Annotated in this window: 1 protein-coding gene; it reads left to right on the top strand. The window is 61.7% G+C overall.

What is annotated here, in order from left to right:
- Positions 1-133 precede the first annotated feature (133 nt).
- Positions 134-1351, top strand: coding sequence for an acyl-CoA dehydrogenase family protein (locus ACFMO5_RS13710; protein ID WP_376793312.1), 1218 nt, complete (start codon positions 134-136; stop codon positions 1349-1351).
- Positions 1352-1626 lie beyond the last annotated feature (275 nt).

The following is a 1626-nucleotide window of genomic DNA, read 5'->3' as shown; positions in this document are numbered from 1 at the left end:
CCGGGCGCCAGAGGCGCCCGGCTCCGCTTTGTCTATTCAATTCTGAGACCGATGAACTTTAAGGACTATAATTTCATCGGAAAGCGTAGCCTATCAACCGCGCCCTCAATCTGCGCCTTCTGGAGGAGATCCCATGGATTTCCAACTCAATGACGAGCACCGCATGGTGCAACAGATGGTCCGCGAATTCGCCGAGCGGGAGATCCGGCCGGTCATCAAGGAGCACGACCGCGCCCAGAAACCGATCCCGTGGCTCTTCGAGCGCATGGCGGCCCTGGGGCTTCTGGGGATCTGTATCCCCGTGAAATACGGTGGCGCGGGGATGGATTACATTTCCCTCGGCCTAGCCTGTGAGGAGCTCGAGCGTATTGACAGCTCGCTGCGCGTGGTGATGTCTGTGCACGTCGCCCTGAACTCCCTCTCTCTTCTCCAATGGGGGACCGAGGAGCAAAAACAACGTTACCTGGTCCCTCAGGCGAAGGGGGAGAAAATCGCCGCCTATGCCCTCACCGAGCCTGGGGCTGGATCCGACGCCGCCGCGATTCGCACGACGGCGAAGCGCCAGGGGGACGTCTACATCCTGAACGGGGAAAAGACCTGGATCAGCCTGGCTGACCTGGCAGATCACTTCCTGGTGATCGCCAAGACCGATCCCGAAAAAGGTCATCGGGGGATGTCTGCCTTTATCGTGGAGCGAACGTTCCCCGGCGTCCGAACCGGCACCATCCACGGGAAGCTGGGGGTCCGCGCGGGCAATACTGGGTGGATCGTCTTCGAGAACACCCCTGTGCCGGCCGAGAACCGGTTGGGGGAGGAGGGGGAGGGATTCTACATCGCCATGGCCGCTCTGGACAACGGCCGCTACACGGTGGCGGCAGGGGCCACCGGACTGATCCGAGCCTGTTTGGAGGCCTCGGTGAGGTATGCCAATGAGCGGATGACCTTCGGCCGGCGCATCGGGGAGCACCAGCTGGTCCAGGAGATGATCGCGAAGATGGCCGCGAACTATGAAATCGCCCGCTTGCTTTACCTGCGGGCCGGTTGGATGAAAAACATGGGGCTGCGCAACACCCGCGAGACCAGCTTGGCCAAGTGGTTCGCCACCGAGGCCGCCGTTCAGGCCGCTCTGGATGCCATCCAGATCCATGGAGCGTACGGCTACAGCGACGAATATGACGTCGAGCGCTACCTGCGCAACGCGAAAGGGGAGGTGATCTACGAGGGCACTAGCCAGATCCACACGATCCTTCAAGCCGAATACGCCCTGGGCTATCGGAAGGATCGCCCTCTCCGATGCGAGCTGCCGGCCTACGATCCGGAGCTCTGGCGCGCGGAGCCAGCGATTGCTTGAACATCTTCTGAACATCGCCCGGCCACAATAAATATACGTGGATCCTAACGTTTGGATCCTCCCTCGCTGGATTCGAAACGGGCGCCGGAGCGCCTAGGTGCTCCCTGTCGCCCTTGAGGCTGCGGGGAGAGGGAGAGGATGGAGGGGCTATCCGTCCCCTCCACCGCGTATCCCCAAAACGAAGGGAGATGAAGCGCTGCTGTTCCTTCCAGGTTTGATCTCCGGTTTTGGTCTCCTGGGGGTTTGGAGGGCGAGCCGTGGGCCTTCGGCCCCGG

This window comes from Thermoflexus sp., from assembly GCF_042408365.1.
Classification (GTDB): domain Bacteria; phylum Chloroflexota; class Anaerolineae; order Thermoflexales; family Thermoflexaceae; genus Thermoflexus.
Note: the sequence above shows the minus strand (reverse complement) of the source record. Positions and strands in the feature narration are given on the sequence as shown.